Below are 18,528 nucleotides of genomic sequence, written 5' to 3'. Positions count from 1 at the left end.
TTTTCACCTCGCATTGGACTCCATGTGCTTCGCCCGCAATTGTCCGCAAGCAGCAGCAATATCGTGACCTTGTTCACGACGAATCGTCGCATTGATTCCCTTGCCTTCTAATATCCGTTGGAATTCAAAAATGTCATTACGCGGTGTACGTACATAGTTACGCTCAGGCACATGGTTAACTGGAATAAGATTGACGTGACAGAGCATGTCCTTAATTACCTCTGCAAGCTCCTCAGCATGTTCAGGGCGGTCATTCACCCCACCGATCAGCGCATACTCAAATGTGATCCGTCGCCCTGTCTTCGCTAGATAGTAGCGCAGCGCATCCATCACATCAGCAAACGGGAATCTCCGGTTGACTGGCATGAGCTTCGAACGAAGCGCATCATTTGGTGCATGAATGGAAATGGCTAGATTAATTTGTGTATTCTCGTCAGCAAATTTATAAATGTTCGGCACGATTCCGCTTGTAGATACCGTAATATGACGTTGGCCGATATTTAATCCCTTCTCATGGATCATGAGACGTAGAAATTTCATCGTCGCTTCATAGTTCTCAAACGGTTCGCCCGTACCCATAATTACGATGCTACTAACGCGTTCGTTGCGTTCATCCAGAATTTTCTGTGCTTGCACAACTTGGGCTACAATTTCTCCAGCCGTAAGGTCCCGCTTCAGACCGCCTAGCGTCGACGCACAGAAGGTACAACCTACGCGGCAGCCAACCTGTGTCGTCACACAAACACTATTACCATAGTTGTGTTTCATAATAACAGTTTCTATCGCATGATCATCTTGGAGACCGAATAGGAATTTCACCGTTCCGTCCTTTGATTCATATTTTGCAATTTCGTTCAATGTGACGAATTGAAATTGATCTTCCAGCTTTTGCCGAAGCTCTTTGGACAAATTGCTCATTTGCTCGAAGCTATCCACCCGCTTCACATATAACCAGTCAAAAATTTGCCCACCGCGAAATGCAGGCTCGTCATTCTCTTTTGCCCAAGTTTGCAGCTCTTCTAGCGTGTAATCATAAATAAACGGTTTATCCAATTTTTCTCACAACCTATTCAGTCCATTTTCTTTTAGTTTATCTCATTCGATCTATTTTACCATAAATAAAACGAGGGCTAAAGGGGTGTGAACTTTTCGCAAGAAAGTTAGCACCCCTGACCCCCCTTTTCAATACTATAGGTATGGGTGAATGACTAAGTCTACAGACGGAAGGGGTGAACAACGACATGGCTGTAGTGAAAGTAAATTCGGGGGATGTAAAGCTGCTAGGACGACTAATGCGGGCAGAAGCGGAAGGCGAAGGCGAGCAAGGAATGCTCATGGTTGGGAACGTTGGCGTCAATCGTGTCTTAGTGGATTGCCTTGATTTCAAAGATATTCGCAATATCAGAGATATGGTATTTCAAAGCCCAGGAGGATTTGAAGCCACACAAAAAGGATATTTCTACCAAAGGGCGCGCGATAGAGATACGCGGCTTGCTAGGCGAGCCATAAACGGAGAACAGGCGTGGCCGGCAACTTATGCATTGTGGTACTTCCGCCCTGCTGGACCTTGCCCGGACCAATGGTACAACCAACCTAAAAGCGGACAGTTTAAGAACCACTGCTTCTATGCCCCGACAGGTGACAACTGCCCTTCCGTATATCGGAATTATTAGCGTTAGGCTCGTGTTTCACCTGTGCAGCTATTGTAACTACAGAGAGAACATGAATGATAATCGAGGAGGAAAAGAACAACATGAATTATTATTACAGATCATCGACAGGTAACTACGGATATGGAGCACCTACGCAAATGCCTATGGGTAGTGGGCAACCCTATCCAGCACCCATGAATGTCGGGATGCCAGCACCTATGAATGTTGGAATGCCGACACCAGCACCTATGAATGTCGGAATGCCGGCACCAGCACCTACCCCGCAAGGTCCTCTAGCAGCTAGCGGAGGCGTCATTACACCTTCAGGAAGTGTATTTGCCTCAATTACTGAGCAATCATTCGTAGAGAATATCCTCCGCATGAATCTTGGCAAAGTCGGCACGTTCTATATGACCTACGAGAACAACTGCGACTGGAATGCCAAAATCTTCAAAGGCGTTGTCGAAGCCGCAGGCCGTGATCATATCATCATCAGTGATACTACAACAGGTCAACGTATAATACTCCTGATGGTGAACCTCGATTTCGTTACTTTCGATGAGCCGCTTAACTACACCTATCCCGGGGTCATTGGAAATCCCCCTCAACCTCGTTAATCTATAGCAGCACGCAGGCCCATGTCATGACATGGGCCTCTTATATTATCGTAAATTACCAATATACATACGGTTATGCGGTTCAATTTCTTGTTTCGCTTTCTTGCGACGTTCTTTGGCGAAATTCACGTTGAAAATGGTACAATATGAAATATAAAACAATAAGGAGCTGGATCCTGTGAAACAAGAATTAATACACCGATTTACAACTTACGTTCGTGTAAATACACAATCGAATGATGAAAGCGACACTTGCCCCTCTACTCCGGGTCAGCTCGTTCTCGCGAAGATGCTCGTAGAAGAATTAAAAGGCCTAGGCATGGAAGAGGTTACTATAGACGAAAATGGTTATGTCATGGCAACGCTTCCTGCCAATACAGACAAATCGGTTCCGACGATCGGGTTCTTAGCCCACTTGGACACAGCGTTAGATTTCACGGGCGAGCATGTAAACCCGCAGGTCATTGAGCGTTATGATGGCGAGGATATTGTGTTGCATGAAGGATTACAAGTGATCCTATCCACAAAGGATTTTCCGGAGTTGCCGGCTTACAAAGGGCATACGATCATCACGACAGATGGAACAACCCTGCTTGGTGCGGATGATAAAGCTGGCATCGCGGAGATTATGACGGCAATGGCTTATCTGATTCAACACCCAGACATCAAGCACGGCAAAATCCGCGTTGCCTTTACACCCGACGAAGAAATTGGACGAGGTCCTCATAAGTTCGATATTGAAGCCTTTGGTGCTGCTTATGCTTACACCATGGATGGCGGTCCACTTGGCGAACTCCAATACGAGAGCTTTAATGCCGCAGCTGCGAAAATTATCGTCCGTGGATCGAGCGTTCATCCTGGGACAGCGAAGGATAAAATGATTAACTCCATGAAAATAGCTATGGCTATTCATGACCGTCTGCCAGCACTTGAGGCTCCTGAATTCACCGACGGATATGTTGGTTTCTACCACTTGACTTCATTGAACGGAACGGTAGAAGAGACAAAAATGAGTTATATTATTCGCGATTTTGATAAAGATACGTTTGAGTCGAAGAAACAACACCTTACTCAAATCGTAAAAGAGTTCCAACAAATTTATGGCGAAAAAAATATTAATCTAGATATACACGACCAATATTACAATATGCGCGACAAAATTGAGCCTGTGATGAGCATCGTGAATATCGCTCGGGAGGCCATGGAATCCCTAGAGATTACTCCCATCATTGAACCGATTCGCGGGGGAACAGATGGGTCACAGTTATCCTATATGGGAATGCCGACACCGAATATTTTCACAGGTGGTGAAAATTACCATGGGAAGTTCGAGTATGTGTCCGTTGATAATATGGTAAAAGCTACGAAGGTCATCGTTGAGATCGTTCAACGATTTGAACAGCAAGCCTAAACTGCATAGCCATACAGCAAACGCCCGAGTTCGATAATGAACCCGGGCGTTTGCTGTATATTGGTAGTATAGTGCCTATGTTACCACTCGTTCGATCTCCTGATCAAATCGATGAATTTCCGTGATATCAGCAACCTAATGGATAAGACGATGTGTTCCAACGTAAGTTATTGCGTCTTCACCAGTCTTGCGATAAAGAAGCCGTCCGAATGATAATCCTGAGGTAAAATCTGAATATGGCTCATGTCGTTACCGCCTGACTCTCCACGAATTCCACTGTATAACGCTCGCCAAGCTTGACTTGCCGTATTTTCAGCGGCCCAAGTAAAGTTGGGATGGTTGCGCAGAAACTGTTCCACCATTCGGATATTCTCTTCCGGTTCCACCGTACATGTACTATATACAAGGATGCCGCCTGGTCTCAACAACGAATGGACTTCGTCAAGGAGCTTCGTTTGCAATGCGACAATCTCATCCACTTCTCCCGGCTGCTTGGCCCACTTTAAATCCGGCTTCCGGCGAATAACACCAAGTCCTGAGCAAGGAGCATCCAGAAGAATGCGGTCAAATGATTCCGGTTCAAATTGATTCGAGAGCGTTAACGCATCACTGACCATCGTACGTATCGATTTCAATCCGAGACGCGCGGCTTGGTCCGTAATCAGCTTCTGTTTATGGGGATGTACATCGTTCGCAATAACGGCTCCCTGATCCCCCATAAGCTCGGCAATATGAGCGGTTTTGCCTCCAGGCGCTGCACAACAATCCAATACACGCATACCCGCTTCTGGATGGAGTGCTTCCGCCACGAGCATAGAGCTTTCATCTTGTATCGAAATCCGCCCTGACCGGAACCATTCCGTTAACGCCATATTCCCGCCGCTATCTACAACAATCCCTGCCGGCGATAATGCCGATGCATGTGCTTCTAGACCCGAAGCTTCCAAATCTTGCAGCATAGATGCGCGGTCTGTCTTCACGGCATTCACACGGACACTTACATGCGGAGCTTCATTGTTCGATGCACACATGGCCATCGTCGCTTCTTCACCGTATTGTTGAACCCACCGCTCTACCATCCATTCGGGATGGGAATAGGTTAGAGCGATGCGCCCCACAGTATTTAGATTCTCAGGAATCTGTAATCCCTCTTTGTTACGAAGAACATTACGCAAGACACCGTTCACCATACCCGATATCCCTTGATGTCCTTTTCTCTTCGCTAAATTTACCGCTTCGTTCACCGCTGCGTGCGGTGGAATGCGATCGAGATAATAGATTTGATAGAAGCTCAAGCGCAGTAAATTCCGCACCCAGGGCTGAAGCTTAACCAAACCTTTTGCTACAAATGAACTTAGATAGTAATCAATCGTATTGAGACGTTGAATCGTTCCATACACCAATTCGGTGGCAAAACCCGCCTCGGCACGTTCCAGTTGATGTTTCTGCAGCGACTGATTCAAGAGCAAATTACTGTACGCGCCCTCTTGCTCCACTCGTGTCAGCACATCCATCGCAACTTCACGTGCCGTTAGTTTTCTTTTGGTTGAATTCACGTCAATATCGTTCCCTTCGTCATTTTCCCGCCGCGGACGAATTCAGATACGTCCATTGCTTTCTTTCCAGCCGGCTGGACTTGTGTGAGCACGATAGATCCGTCTCCGGTACGAACTTCAATGCCACCTTCATCACATGCCAAGACAGTGCCTGGAGCAGCCGAAGAGTTCACGGCAGATGCGCTTGGTTCAGGCTTGCGGCAAGCCCATACTTTAAATACTTCTTCGTTCCAAAGTGTAAAGCCGCCAGACCAAGGGACAAGTCCGCGAACTTGATTGAAAATCTCACGAGAACTGCGATTCCAGTCAATTCGCTCATCTTCACGGGTTAAGTTCGAGGCATAGGAAGCCAAGGAATCATCTTGCTTCACGGCTTGAATACGACCTGCGATCAGCTCTGGCAAGGTCTCGCGCAGGAGCTTCGCGCCAGCGATGCTCAACTTCTCGAACATCGTACCTGACGTATCGTCATCGGTAATTGGAACTTCGACCCGCGAGATCATATCTCCGGTATCCAATCCCTCAGCCATATACATAATGGTCACACCCGTTACGGACTCCCCGTTCATAATCGAACGTTGAATAGGTGCGCCGCCTCGATAACCTGGCAGCAAGGAGCCATGTACATTAATGCATCCATAGCGAGGAAGATCCAAGATCGCTTTCGGCAGGATTTGCCCATAGGCAGCTGTTACGATTAAATCTGGTGCAAGCTTGACAATCTCTTCAACCGATTCCGGACTGCGCAGCTTTGTTGGCTGTAAGACAGGCAACGATTTCGCTACGGCTAATTCTTTCACTGGCGGCGGGGTCAACACGCGTTTTCTTCCTTTGGGACGGTCTGGCTGGGATACGACAGCGATCACGTTATACCCTTCATCCAACAACATTTGCAATGACGGCACCGCAAATTCCGGTGTCCCCATAAATAGAATATTCATTCCTTATTCCTGGCCTTTCCGCTCGGTCACATCATATAGAGTTTCAGCTAATTCGGTAAATAAAATGCCGTTGAGATGGTCGATCTCATGCTGAAATGCTCGTGCTAACAAATCTGTGCCTGTAATTGTAATTTCCTCACCCTTACGGTTGAGGCCTTTCACCGTCACTTTCTGTGCACGGCGAACGTCTCCATTCAATCTGGGAATACTTAAGCAGCCTTCGGGTCCGAACTGTTCTCCCTCTTTGGAGACAAATTCCGGATTAATCATTTCGATGAATCCTATTTCATCCCCGCAATCAATCACGATGATGCGTTTTAGAATCCCTACCTGAGGGGCAGCCAGCCCTACTCCATCTGCATCGTACATCGTATCTGCCATATCATCTAATAATTTAATAATTTTAGGTGTAATTCCCGTAACTTCTTTGGCCCGTTTATGTAGGACCGGATCCGGCTCCTGTACAATCTCCCGAACTGACATGTAAGCACCTTCCTTGATTCAATATTCAACGACGCTTTATCGCCGTTACATTAACATTTGTGGATCCACATCCACACTAATGGTCAGCTGATCTGACCGAACATGCTCATCGAACTCCGCTGACACCGCACGAACAAGCTCGACGGCATCCACGTTTCCCCGATATTTTAACATACATTGAAATCTGTATCTATTCTTGATTCTAGGAATGGGCGAAGCCACAGGACCCAGCAGCTCGATCGCATCATCCGCAGCTTGATGCAGCATATGAATCCATCCGCGAGTTTGCGCCTCCTCCTTTAATCGCGTAGCGAAATTCTCACTCATGCGAACAAGCATAGGCAGCTGTTCATGGGAGAATGTAATCAATATGAGTTTGCAATACGGCGGATATCCGCGCTTTCTGCGATGTTCCAACTCCTCTTCCGCAAACGGCTTATACCGATGCTCTGAGGCATGTCCAATGGAATAATGCTCAGGCGTGTAGGTTTGTATATATACTTCACCCGGCAAATGATGCCGTCCTGCCCGTCCTGCTACTTGTGTTAATAATTGAAACGTTCGCTCCGCAGCACGAAAATCTGGAATATTCAAGGCCGAATCTGCTGTAATCACGCCTACAAGGGTCACATACGGAAAATCCAACCCTTTTGCCACCATTTGTGTGCCTAGAAGCACATCGGCTTGACGATCTCGGAACTGTCCCAACAATTTCTCATGAGATCCCTTCTCTGTCGTGGTATCGACATCCATCCGAATCACTCGAATGCCAGGGAACAGCTTCGCTAATTCTTCCTCCACCCGCTGCGTTCCCGTACCGAAATACCGAATATGCTCACTCTGGCAAGAAGGGCATGTCTTGGGCGCTTTCTCCGCATGACCGCAATAATGACAGCGAAGATGATCCGACTTCTGATGATACGTAAGCGCAATATCGCATTCTGGACACTGTGCTACATAACCGCATGTGCGACACATGACGAACGTCGAATAGCCGCGCCGATTCAGGAGCAGCACCATTTGTTCCTTTTTTGCAAGTCGGTCTTCAATCGCCTGATAGAGGTCGCGGCTGAACATGGAACGGTTGCCATTCTTCAATTCTTCCCGCAAATCCACGACATGTACTTTCGGCAGACTGCGTCCCCCTACACGGGTTGGCATCGACAACAGCTTCAATGCTGCGCCGTCTTCAGATCCTGCTAGAGGTTGATTCGTGACAGCCGCCAAATAACTCTCCAGCGCTGGTGTAGCAGAACCTAGAACAACAACAGCTCCTTGCTGCGCGGCTCGTTTCACCGCAACATCCCGTGCATGATACTTGGGACTTTCTTCTTGCTTATATGACGTCTCATGTTCCTCATCAATAATGACCAGCCCAATGTCTTCAAATGGGGCAAAAATCGCCGAACGCGCACCAATCGCGACTTTTACCTTGCGCTCTCGAATCTTCCGCCATTCATCATATCGCTCCCCATTCGACAATCGGCTGTGTAATACAGCCACCATCGAACCAAACCGGCTCTTAAATCGTTCGACCATTTGAGGGGTTAACGAAATTTCCGGAACGAGAACGATCGCTTCACGCCCTTGCGATATACAATGTTGAATGGATTGCAAATAAACTTCTGTTTTGCCGCTCCCCGTTACTCCATGCAGCAGGAAGACATTATGTTCACGCGTATTCAATGCCCCTTCTAAGGCGTCATATACATGTTGCTGTTCCTCTGTAAGCTCCATCGCAACAGACTTCTTAAACCGTCGGTCTGCATAAGGATCACGGAACACTTCCATCTCGCGGATTTCAACATAACCCTTATCTTCCAGTCCTTTGATCGTCGAACTCGTCGTATGCAGCTCTGCCAACAATTCCGTCATCAGCATCGGCTGCCATGTCTGCATTAAGAACTCCAGCGCTTCCTTTTGCCGACGCGCTTTGGCTGGGAACGAAGTGAGCACTTCATCCGCCTGATCCTCCTGGATGGTGATGAAGACCACTTTGACTTTCTTCTTCGCTACGCGGTCTTTAATGGATTGCGTTTCAATCAAGAAACCCTGCTTCAACAACCGCTTAATAATCTTCTCGTGCTCCGGGAACATCGTGGTGACCTGCTCCAGCTTCATTGGTCCTTGCCTGTCCACCGTATCTAACACCCGCTGCTCTTCCGGCAGCCACAACAGCTCTTCGTCGCCATACGTCTCGGAAACATGAAGCACACGTTCGACCTTGCCCTTGAGTGCGGTGGGAATCATCGATTGAAGCGCAGCAATATCATGACATACATATTTCCGGCTCATCCATGCCCCTAGCTCTACCAAGTCGGGTGACAGCGGCGGGACCAAATCCAATAATTCTTTAATACTCTTCATCCGCGTCAGATTGACTTCCGATTCCGAAGTGAATCCGACGACAAAGCCTTGAACCGTCCGTGGGCCAAAGGGAACCCCTACACGACTTCCCACTTCAATCCATGGATCCATTTCTGCAGGAATCATATAATCGAACGGGCGGTTCGTTTGTTTACTCGGCACATCTACAATCACTTTAGCAAAACGCGTCAAATAGACCCACCCGCTAACCGATCAGCGATGAGCGAAAGTAACCGATGAGCGACCTGTTCTTTTGTCATTTGCGGTAATTGTTCGACAAGACCTTGATGATCATAAATCTTAACAATATTCGTATCGACACCAAAGCCTGCGCCTTCCGCCGTCACATCATTCGCTACGATGAAATCGCAGTTTTTGCGTTTTAATTTATCTTGTGCGTAATAGTCGACATCATGGGTCTCGGCGGCAAAGCCTACGACAAATTGATGTTTTTTCAACTCACCGATTTTTTGCAAAATATCTTCCGTACGCTCTAGCTCCAAGCTGAGCCTTTCGCTGCTCTTCTTCATTTTATGCGGGGCTTGCTTCACGGGACGGTAATCCGCTACAGCTGCCGCCTTGATAATAATATCCGCGTCATCCATACGCTCCAGCACAGCATCATACATGTCCTGCGCGGACATCGCCTGAATAACTTCAATTCCTTCAGGCGGAGCTTCATTCGTATTCGCTGCGATCAATTGAACGGTCGCACCCAACTCTTTCGCCACGCGAGCGATTGCAAACCCCATTTTGCCTGAGGAATCATTGGTGATATACCGAACAGGGTCAATCCGTTCTATAGTCCCCCCTGCTGTGACCATCAATTTCTTACCTGCTAACGGCTTCGAAATTTCTTGATTTGTATTTGTATTTGACTGTTCTGCAAAATAACGTTCAATCCAATGAAAAATATCTTCCGGCTCAGCCAAGCGGCCTTTGCCTACATATCCGCAAGCCAACTGACCTGTTCCAGGCTCAACAAAAAGAACACCGCGCTCCTCCAATACCTTCATGTTGTGAACTGTCGCGGGATGCGCGTACATATGTACATTCATCGCCGGAGCAACCACAATCGGGGCTGTTGTCGCAAGCAGTGTCGTAGATAACATATCGTCAGCAAGACCATACGTCATTTTTGCCAAAATGTTGGCTGTTGCCGGAGCAATAACCACCATGTCCGCCGCATCTGCTAAATGGATATGAGATACAACAGATGGCTCACGCTCATCGAACGTATCGGTGTAGACTGGATTTCTGGAAAGGGTCTGTACCGTCAGTTCTGTTACAAAATGTTTCGCCGATTCACTCATGATGACATGCACGTTGGCCCCGTGCTGTACAAGCCTGCTACATAGCGTAATCGCTTTGTAGGCGGCAATGCCTCCCGTGATTCCGAGTACAATCGTCTTCCCGTTTAACATGTAATCACCGCTTTCAAGAGAACTTGTTCCATTTCATTCTGAACGCCAAATAGAATTTTACGTTTCGATACGTCGAAACTTTTATCCATTCTATTGTGGTAAAAAAATAACAACCTTGCGGTTGTATGAGAAAGTTTCTATCGAAAAAAATCTGTCTGTCTGTGTTTATCTCTATATTCTAGTTGTCTTGTGGTTCTCTGGTACGATCGATTTGAACAAAATCGCCGTAGATTTCTTCTAATGCCAAACCTACGAATTTGTGAGATTTAGGATTACGAAGCTCCGATTTCTCACCATCTCTTAATTGTCTAGCTCTGCGGGAAGCAGCAACAACTAAAGAGTATTTGCTGTCCACTTTGTACATCATTTCATCAATCGAAGGGTATAACATTGACAAGCACCTCGTTTTCTTATTTAACCGTCTCAATAGGTCCAAGTGACCTTATTTTTTCGGGATTTTGCAATGTTCTGCCATGACAATCGCCTCAATACGCTTGCACGCACGGTCGATCTCATCATTTACAACGGCGTAGTCATAATTCTCAAGCATATTGATCTCTTCTTCCGCTACAGACATCCGATGGTCAATAACCGTATCATTCTCTGTACCGCGGTTTTTAATCCGATCCTTCAATTCATCTAAGGATGGAGGCAATAAGAAGATAAAGACGCCTTGAGGGAAGGTCTTCTTCACCTGCAAAGCTCCTTGCACTTCAATTTCAAGAATAATATCTTTCCCTTGATTGATCGTCTGTTCTACGAATTCACGCGGTGTTCCGTAGCAGTTGCCCACATATTCGGCATGCTCCAACAGCTGATCATTTTCTATCATATCAAGAAATTGCTCACGGGACTTATAAAAATAGTTCACGCCTTCTTCTTCACCGAGACGTGGCTGGCGTGTCGTCGCCGACACGGAATAGACTAGATTATCAATTCGCTCGCGATTGCGAAGCGCAGTACATACTGTACCTTTCCCAACACCAGAAGGACCAGATAAAACAATTAATAAACCTTTACTCATATTATTCTCCATATTATTCGTCGTTGTCATCATCCTTCGTTGAGAGGCGATGCGCTACAGTCTCAGGTTGTACTGCAGATAAAATGACATGGTCACTGTCCGTAATAATAACAGCCCGCGTCCGGCGTCCATAGGTTGCGTCAATCAGCATATGCCTATCTCGCGCTTCTTGAATGATTCTTTTAATCGGTGCGGACTCCGGGCTTACGATCGAGATGATTCGATTCGCAGACACGATATTCCCGAAACCGATGTTAATCAGTTTGATAGCCATTTCTGGTTTCCCCCTATAATCAATACATTATTCCATATTCGCGACCTGTTCGCGAATTTTCTCCAGCTCGGCTTTCATGTCAACCACACGATTTACAAGCGCAAGGTGATTCGCTTTCGAACCAATCGTATTCACTTCGCGATTCATTTCTTGAATGAGAAAATCCAGCTTACGTCCCACAGGCTCCTGCTCTTGCAATAATTTGCGGCATTGGGCTAGATGACTCTTCAGCCTTGTAAGCTCTTCATCAATGTTGGATCGTTCCGCGAAAAGGGCCACTTCCATTCCGAATTTCTGCTCATCGAACTTAAATGTCGAATCAAGCATATCCTCGAGTCGTTGGTTCAATCGCGCACGATATTCTTCCACAACCGTTGGAGCAAGCTCAACAAGCTCCCGATGAGTCTTCTCTAAAGTAGTTACTCTAGAGGCTGTATCTTCTGCTAAATGCTGCCCCTCTCTGGCTCGCATCTCGCACAATCCGTTCAGCGCTTCCTCAACACCTGCTACCAAATGTGCTTCCACCTCTTCATCCAGCAAAGAGGTTTCATCCCGCACAACAAGTACGTCCGGGAGTTGCATCAGCTGATATAATGTTAACGTGTCCGTGAACCCGAACCGTTCGCGTAACGCGGAGGCTGCTTGCACATAATTCTCTGCAGCAGGCCAGTTCACATGCGTACTCGGACCAACGTCTTCCTCTTTTTCTTTGTTGATAAAAATATCAATCCGTCCACGTCGAAGTCGTTGTTGGACGGTACGTTTCAGAACATCCTCGTAACATGTCCATTCCCGCGGAAGACGTATTACAGTCTCGCAATAGCGATGATTGACAGACTTCATTTCGATCTGTACTTTATAGCCGCCGAAATGCTTCGCGGAATGACCGAATCCTGTCATACTGAAAACCATGGGAACCACATCCATTACACTATAATAATTGATTCTAATATTCCTTACAAGTGGGAATGACTAACGGCTGCTTTTTCCCATACATATTGCGCGAGGTTTACGCTCATTTCGTAGAACATAAACGGTGTCATGAAATAAATTCCATTAAATCGCGGCATCGCCGCATCCAGCAACTCTCTGGCAATTTCTGTGCCGATGATACGTCCCGCTTCCCCTTCTAAACCTGCCATCCGTTTGCGAACCTCGTCCGATAGTTGAATACCCGGCACTTCATTATGAAGGTATTCGGCATTTCTTCCACTCGCAAGCGGCATGATACCGATAAAGATAGGAATGTTAAGATGCTTGGTGGATTCATAGATTCGTTCGATCAGCAGCGGATCATAGACAGGTTGTGTCATAATGTAATCCGCACCCGCTTCAATCTTCTTCTCCAACCGTTGCACCGCTTTGTCCAAATATTTTACATTCGGATTAAAGGCTGCGCCTATGATAAAATTCGCTTTTTGCTTCAAAGGTTTCCCCGAGAAAGCGATTCCTTCATTTAACTGTTTGATCATACGAATGATTTCAAAAGATGTTAAATCATACACAGAGCTGGAGCCTGGCAAGTCGCCGAACCGGGCCGGATCACCTGTTACCGCTAAGATATGATCCATGCCAAGTGCATCAAACCCCATCAAATGGGACTGTGTTCCAATCAAGTTGCGATCACGACATGCGATATGTGTGAGCGGACGTAATCCTGTCTCTACTTTAACTTTATAGCCGAGAGCCATGTTACTCATACGTGTTACGGCAAGAGAATTATCTGCCAGGGTCAGCGCATCGACCTTCGCTTCTTTCAAAGCAGCTGCACCCTTCATGAATTTCGTGATGTCCAGATCTCTCGGAGGGTCCAATTCAACAATAACCGTATGACGTTGTTTCGCTAGCTCTACGATGCTTGGTTGCGTATCACGTCGCGTAAACGCTGCAGATACATGATTGTCCAACAAGGATGGCTCTGTAACTCTTACAGAAGTTGTATCTCTTGATACCCCACCGTTTACGTTAGGAACATAACCATTTAATGCGGTTGCCATCGCATGAATATGCTCTGGTGTTGTACCGCAGCATCCGCCAATAAGTCGTACGCCTAGATTGGCAAATTCAACGGCACATGCTCCAAAATACTCTGGAGACGTCATATACATATATTTTCCATCTACATAATCCGGAATACCCGCATTCGGGAAGACAGATAACGGCAAGTTATGATGCCCTTGAATAGATTCGACCGAATGCATGATGCCCTTCGGACCTGTGTGACAGTTGAATCCAATGACATCTGCGCCTGCTGCTTCAATCACCTTGAAAGCATCTTGCAGCGAATACCCATCCATCGTTCTTCCGCCGCCTTCAACCGCGAATTGGCAAATGACAGGCACATCGCTTAATTCCCGTAACTTGGCTAGAGCAATTTGGGTTTCTTCTACTTCGTAGAAGGTCTCTAGTAAAATTCCATCTACCCCTTCAGCTAACAAGGCTTTAAATTGTTCTTCAAAACAATCTTGTAAGAACGTAACTGAAATATTTTTACGGCGGCCTGCACGAATAGGACCTACCGCTCCCACAACATATGCGGAATCTCCTGCGGCTTGGCGCGCGATTCGTACACCTGCACGATTAATTTCTTCAACTTTGCCTTCCAGACCGTATTTCGATAGTTTATCTGCATTCGCAGAGAACGTATTCGTCTCTATTAATTGAGCGCCCGCTTGAACGTATTGGCGATGAACATCTTCGATAACGTCTGGATGAAGCAAATTCAATTCTTCATATGATATACCTATTGGAAATCCCATATTATACAGATAGGTCCCCATGGCGCCATCCCCGACGAGAATGTGCTGTTGCAATGCTTGACGCAAATCTATTTGCATGAAGTCCACCCCACAATTCATAAGTATACTAACTGTATCATAATTCACATGAAAAAATAATGCCAAATAGAATTTTTTAGATTCGATATGTCGAAACTTTTATATCATATTATTGTGATAAGAAAAAAAATGCCCCATCGGAGCATTTTCTCAATGAAACTTTTATAAATTCTATTGTGGTTACAGAACACCCTCATACACAAATGCGGCTGGCCCTGTCATGTAAACATGGTTATCCGCTTCATTCCATTCGATCTGAAGATCCCCGCCCTTTAAGGATACCGTTGCCGTACGATCCGTATACCCATTCAGAACGGAGGAAACGATCGTTGCGCATGCGCCTGTTCCACAGGCTAAGGTAGGGCCTGCTCCACGTTCCCATACGCGCATATCTGTATAGTCCCGAGATCTCACCGTAACGAACTCGACGTTTATTTTACGAGGGAACAACGGATGTACCTCTAGCTTCGGCCCCCAGGCTGCCAAATCGAAGTTTACTGCATCATCTACATAAATCACGCAATGCGGATTCCCCATGGATACCGCCGTAAAATAGAAGGTCTCTCCGTCCACCTCGATCGGCTGATTCACGACACGCTCTGCGTCAATCGTTGTCGGCACTTTCGTACCCTCTAAGATAGGCTCCCCCATATCCACTCGAACACGTTCTACGGAATGGGTTGCCGCATCCACCTCAAGCTGAAGCGGTTGAACACCTGCACCAAGGGTCTCAATCGTTATGTTTTTCTTATCCGTTAATTGACGGTCATATACATATTTGGCAACGCAGCGAATCGCATTTCCGCATTGTTCTGCTTCCGAACCATCAGAATTCATAATCTGCATTTTAAAGTCCGCATGTTCAGAAGGCAGAATATATACGAGGCCATCCGCTCCGATCCCAAAAAATCGATTACACAGTTGTATAGCAAGCTCTGATGCGTTACTCGGAAGCTCTTGCTCCCCAGCTACGACGATAAAATCATTACCTAATCCATGCATTTTCACGAACTCCATATTCTACACTCCTCTACGCCCTTGAACAATATTACTGAGCATACTCCAGGAGTGTAAATGAAGTCGATTCACTTTATGCACGAATATTTGTACTTTTTACTAAGACATTCCGATTTGTGTTGGTTTTGCGAGGTTTACGGCCTGACCAGACACTTCCGATGCCCATCACGAACGTTGGAATTCCGGCAGCTACAAGTGTTATGGCCCAGTCTCTCAGGTCTAATGGAACGGTCTTAAATACCGGCTGAAGCGGCTCAATGTAGAGCACGGCGAGCAGCAGGATAATCGATGATAAGACGGCAAAAACAAGATAGCGGTTCTGGAACATATTCCGATGGAAGATCGAACGGGAACTCCGGCAATCAAATACATGAATAAGCTGCGCCATGACCAATGTTGCAAAAGCAACCGATTGGGCTTTTAGAAGCTGCTCCGCACTATTCCAATCCACACGCAGCGTGAGCCAGAAGGCCATCAAAGTGAATACACCGATCAGAATACCGCGGCTAATAATTTTCCATCCCAATCGTCTCGCAAAAATATTTTCTTTGGCTCCCCGCGGCCTCTGCTCCATCAAATCCTTCTCGGCTTGATCCACCCCAAGCGCCATAGCTGGCAACCCGTCGGTGACCAAGTTAACCCATAAAATTTGAATGGGAACGAGTGGTAATGGAAATCCCAACATCATCGCGATAAACATCGTTAGAATCTCGCCCACGTTCGACGCGAGCAAATAACGAATGAACTTACGGATATTCTCATAAATACCCCGTCCTTCTTCAATCGCGGCTACAATGGTAGAAAAATTATCATCACTCAGAATGAGCGCTGAAGCTTCCTTCGATACATCCGTCCCCGTAATCCCCATGGCAATACCGATATCCGCCGCTTTAATGGCAGGCGCATCGTTGACGCCATCCCCTGTCATTGCAACCACATGGCCTTTGCGCTGTAAGGATTTCACAATCCGAAGTTTATGTTCTGGGGATACGCGAGCATAGACAAACACTTCATCCACTTTGTTATCCAATTCATCGTCTGACATTTGCGCGAGCTGCTGTCCGGTATAGAGCAATCCACCGCGCTGCATAATGCCTAATTGATTCGCAATGGCCTCCGCTGTTGTCTGGTGATCCCCCGTAATCATAACCGTCTTGATTCCCGCACGACGGCAAGTAACGATCGCATCACGAACTTCTTTGCGCGGTGGATCGATCATTCCCGTTAAGCCCACGAAGATGAGGTTGCATTCCGCATCTGCTTCGGTTGGAGCATGTTCGTAGGATTTTAAATCTCGATACGCCATGCCAAGGACACGCAATGCGGATTTGGCCATCGCTTCATTCGCTGCCAATACTTTCTGACGCAGTGTGCCCGTGAACGGGACGACTTTGCCATCCCACAGAACATAGGAACATTGATCAAGCAGCATGTCTGGCGCGCCCTTCGAATAGATCAGTTGACCACCTTGATGCTTCAGCTGAACCGACATCCGTTTGCGATCGGAATCGAACGGATACTCATTGACACGATCATAAAGGCTACTTAAGGATTGTTGCGTAACACCCGCTTTGGAAGCAAGAACTACAAGCGCCCCTTCAGTAGGATCGCCTTTAATCTCCCAGGTGGACTGTTGCTCATCCTTCACTTTTTTCTTATTAGATTCCGACTGGAAGGTCTCTGCGAGTGAGGCATTATTACACAATGCCGCAATTTGCAATAAGCGTCTTAGTGCTTGGTCATTTTTCAAATCTACAGCTTTGTCAGACTCTACAATTTGACCGATTGGCTCGTAGCCCTCGCCTGTCACTTGAAGTACACGACCGCCAAGCCACATATGCGTTACGGTCATTTTGTTCTGGGTGAGCGTTCCTGTCTTATCTGAACAGATCACCGAGGCGCAACCGAGCGTCTCTACCGATGGAAGCTTACGGACAATCGCCTTGCGTTTAATCATGCGCTGTACCCCTAAGGCAAGTGCAATGGTCACGATCGCTGGCAACCCTTCTGGAATGGCCGCTACGGCTAAGCTAACTCCTGCTAAGAACATGCCGTATGCAGGTTGACCATGCATGATTCCTGCAACAACAACCATAACGGTTAAGACAAGCGCGAGAATAATCAGAATTTTACCTAATTGCTCCAGCCGGTGCTGTAATGGTGTCTCCATGCTTTCCGTCTGCTGAATCAAATCTGCGATTTTTCCCATTTCCGTATGCATCCCGGTACGTACGACAACACCTTTGCCGGTGCCGCGCGTCACCATCGTACCCATAAACCCGAAGTTCTTCTGATCCCCGAGTGGAATGCTGGCATCATAAATCGCTTGATTATGTTTGTTCACAGGCACGGATTCACCTGTTAAGGCAGATTCCTCCACATAACAGACGTTCGTCTCTAACCAACGAATATCCGCGGGAATCCGGTCTCCGCTTTCGAGTAGGACGATATCTCCTGGAACAAGATGATCTGCCTGAATCTGAACAACCTCACCGTTACGTATGACATGAGCTGTCGGCGCCGATAATTTCTTCAGCGCACGCAGCGAACGCTCGGCTCGATACTCCTGCACAAAACCAAGAATCCCATTAATCACAATAATGGCTACAATCGTAATGGCATCCAGATACTCGCCGAGCAAGCCAGAAATCAGCGTAGCCCCCATTAATACAAGCACCATGAAGTCCTTGAATTGGTTCAAGAACAGCGCAATAGGTGAAATCTTCTCCCCTTCCGACAGTTCATTAGCTCCATGAGCTTCGAGGCGTTTGCCCGCTTCTTCCGAGGACAATCCACTACTTCCATTCACGTCTAACGCTTGTTGCAGCTCATCTGCATTCATTTGGTGCCACAATTTCTGTTCCATGTCCTGTATTCCCCTCCCGCGTTTTAAGCAAGGTTTCCCATGATTAATGAAAGACAGCT

The 18,528-nt window shown here is 46.9% G+C and carries 16 protein-coding genes; 3 read left to right on the top strand and 13 right to left on the bottom strand.

Annotated features, from left to right (window positions below; translation table 11 throughout):
* Window positions 1-3 precede the first annotated feature (3 nt).
* Entirely contained in the window at window positions 4-1,053 is a 1,050-nt protein-coding gene (gene rlmN, locus BVG16_RS12040) for a 23S rRNA (adenine(2503)-C(2))-methyltransferase RlmN (RefSeq protein ID WP_078498921.1), read from the bottom strand.
* A 188-nt stretch (window positions 1,054-1,241) separates the two neighbouring features.
* On the opposite strand from rlmN, the gene BVG16_RS12035 reads away from it, so the two are divergent.
* From BVG16_RS12035 to pepT, 3 genes are all read left to right on the top strand, one after another.
* A complete protein-coding gene (locus tag BVG16_RS12035; protein ID WP_078498920.1) occupies window positions 1,242-1,673 on the top strand; it encodes a cell wall hydrolase in 432 nt (143 codons plus the stop codon).
* 80 nt (window positions 1,674-1,753) lie between these two features.
* The gene (gene gerQ, locus BVG16_RS12030) at window positions 1,754-2,269 is read left to right on the top strand and encodes a spore coat protein GerQ (protein WP_078498919.1); all 516 of its coding nucleotides are present in this window, start codon (window positions 1,754-1,756) and stop codon (window positions 2,267-2,269) included.
* A 178-nt stretch (window positions 2,270-2,447) separates the two neighbouring features.
* Window positions 2,448-3,680, top strand: coding sequence for a peptidase T (pepT, locus tag BVG16_RS12025; RefSeq protein WP_078498918.1), 1,233 nt, complete (start codon window positions 2,448-2,450; stop codon window positions 3,678-3,680).
* Between the two features lie 167 nt (window positions 3,681-3,847).
* Here pepT and rsmB read toward each other — a convergent pair whose 3' ends face one another.
* The 12 genes from rsmB to BVG16_RS11965 all read right to left on the bottom strand — a co-directional run bounded on the left by rsmB (window position 3,848) and on the right by BVG16_RS11965 (window position 18,469).
* Entirely contained in the window at window positions 3,848-5,194 is a 1,347-nt protein-coding gene (gene rsmB, locus BVG16_RS12020; RefSeq protein ID WP_144027378.1) for a 16S rRNA (cytosine(967)-C(5))-methyltransferase RsmB, read from the bottom strand.
* A gap of 38 nt (window positions 5,195-5,232) precedes the next feature.
* Window positions 5,233-6,177 (bottom strand): methionyl-tRNA formyltransferase, encoded by a 945-nt coding sequence (gene fmt / locus BVG16_RS12015; RefSeq protein ID WP_078498916.1) that lies wholly within the window; start codon window positions 6,175-6,177, stop codon window positions 5,233-5,235.
* Window positions 6,178-6,180: 3 nt separating this feature from the next.
* Entirely contained in the window at window positions 6,181-6,660 is a 480-nt protein-coding gene (gene def / locus BVG16_RS12010; RefSeq protein ID WP_078498915.1) for a peptide deformylase, read from the bottom strand.
* 45 nt (window positions 6,661-6,705) lie between these two features.
* A complete protein-coding gene (gene priA / locus BVG16_RS12005; RefSeq protein WP_078498914.1) occupies window positions 6,706-9,219 on the bottom strand; it encodes a primosomal protein N' in 2,514 nt (837 codons plus the stop codon).
* Window positions 9,216-10,451: a bifunctional phosphopantothenoylcysteine decarboxylase/phosphopantothenate--cysteine ligase CoaBC gene (gene coaBC, locus BVG16_RS12000; RefSeq protein WP_078498913.1), complete on the bottom strand. Its 1,236-nt coding sequence runs from the start codon at window positions 10,449-10,451 to the stop codon at window positions 9,216-9,218. The genes priA and coaBC overlap by 4 nt, the downstream gene beginning before the upstream one ends.
* A gap of 178 nt (window positions 10,452-10,629) precedes the next feature.
* Window positions 10,630-10,842, bottom strand: a complete 213-nt coding sequence (gene rpoZ / locus BVG16_RS11995; RefSeq protein WP_078498912.1) for a DNA-directed RNA polymerase subunit omega — start codon at window positions 10,840-10,842, stop codon at window positions 10,630-10,632.
* A gap of 51 nt (window positions 10,843-10,893) precedes the next feature.
* On the bottom strand, window positions 10,894-11,475 hold the full coding sequence (gmk, locus tag BVG16_RS11990; RefSeq protein WP_078499107.1) for a guanylate kinase: 582 nt from the start codon (window positions 11,473-11,475) through the stop codon (window positions 10,894-10,896).
* A gap of 13 nt (window positions 11,476-11,488) precedes the next feature.
* Window positions 11,489-11,749, bottom strand: a complete 261-nt coding sequence (gene remA / locus BVG16_RS11985; RefSeq protein WP_005548256.1) for an extracellular matrix/biofilm regulator RemA — start codon at window positions 11,747-11,749, stop codon at window positions 11,489-11,491.
* 27 nt (window positions 11,750-11,776) lie between these two features.
* Window positions 11,777-12,661, bottom strand: coding sequence for a YicC/YloC family endoribonuclease (locus BVG16_RS11980; RefSeq protein ID WP_078498911.1), 885 nt, complete (start codon window positions 12,659-12,661; stop codon window positions 11,777-11,779).
* Window positions 12,662-12,705: 44 nt separating this feature from the next.
* Window positions 12,706-14,586, bottom strand: a complete 1,881-nt coding sequence (locus tag BVG16_RS11975; protein ID WP_078498910.1) for a bifunctional homocysteine S-methyltransferase/methylenetetrahydrofolate reductase — start codon at window positions 14,584-14,586, stop codon at window positions 12,706-12,708.
* Window positions 14,587-14,766: 180 nt separating this feature from the next.
* Entirely contained in the window at window positions 14,767-15,603 is an 837-nt protein-coding gene (gene dapF, locus BVG16_RS11970; RefSeq protein WP_078498909.1) for a diaminopimelate epimerase, read from the bottom strand.
* Window positions 15,604-15,676: 73 nt separating this feature from the next.
* A complete protein-coding gene (locus BVG16_RS11965; protein ID WP_078498908.1) occupies window positions 15,677-18,469 on the bottom strand; it encodes a calcium-transporting P-type ATPase, PMR1-type in 2,793 nt (930 codons plus the stop codon).
* Window positions 18,470-18,528: the final 59 nt, after the last annotated feature.

The sequence above is a fragment of the Paenibacillus selenitireducens genome (assembly GCF_002021565.1).
In the GTDB taxonomy this organism is placed as follows: Bacteria; Bacillota; Bacilli; order Paenibacillales; family Paenibacillaceae; genus Paenibacillus_K; species Paenibacillus_K selenitireducens.
Note: the sequence above shows the minus strand (reverse complement) of the source record. Positions and strands in the feature narration are given on the sequence as shown.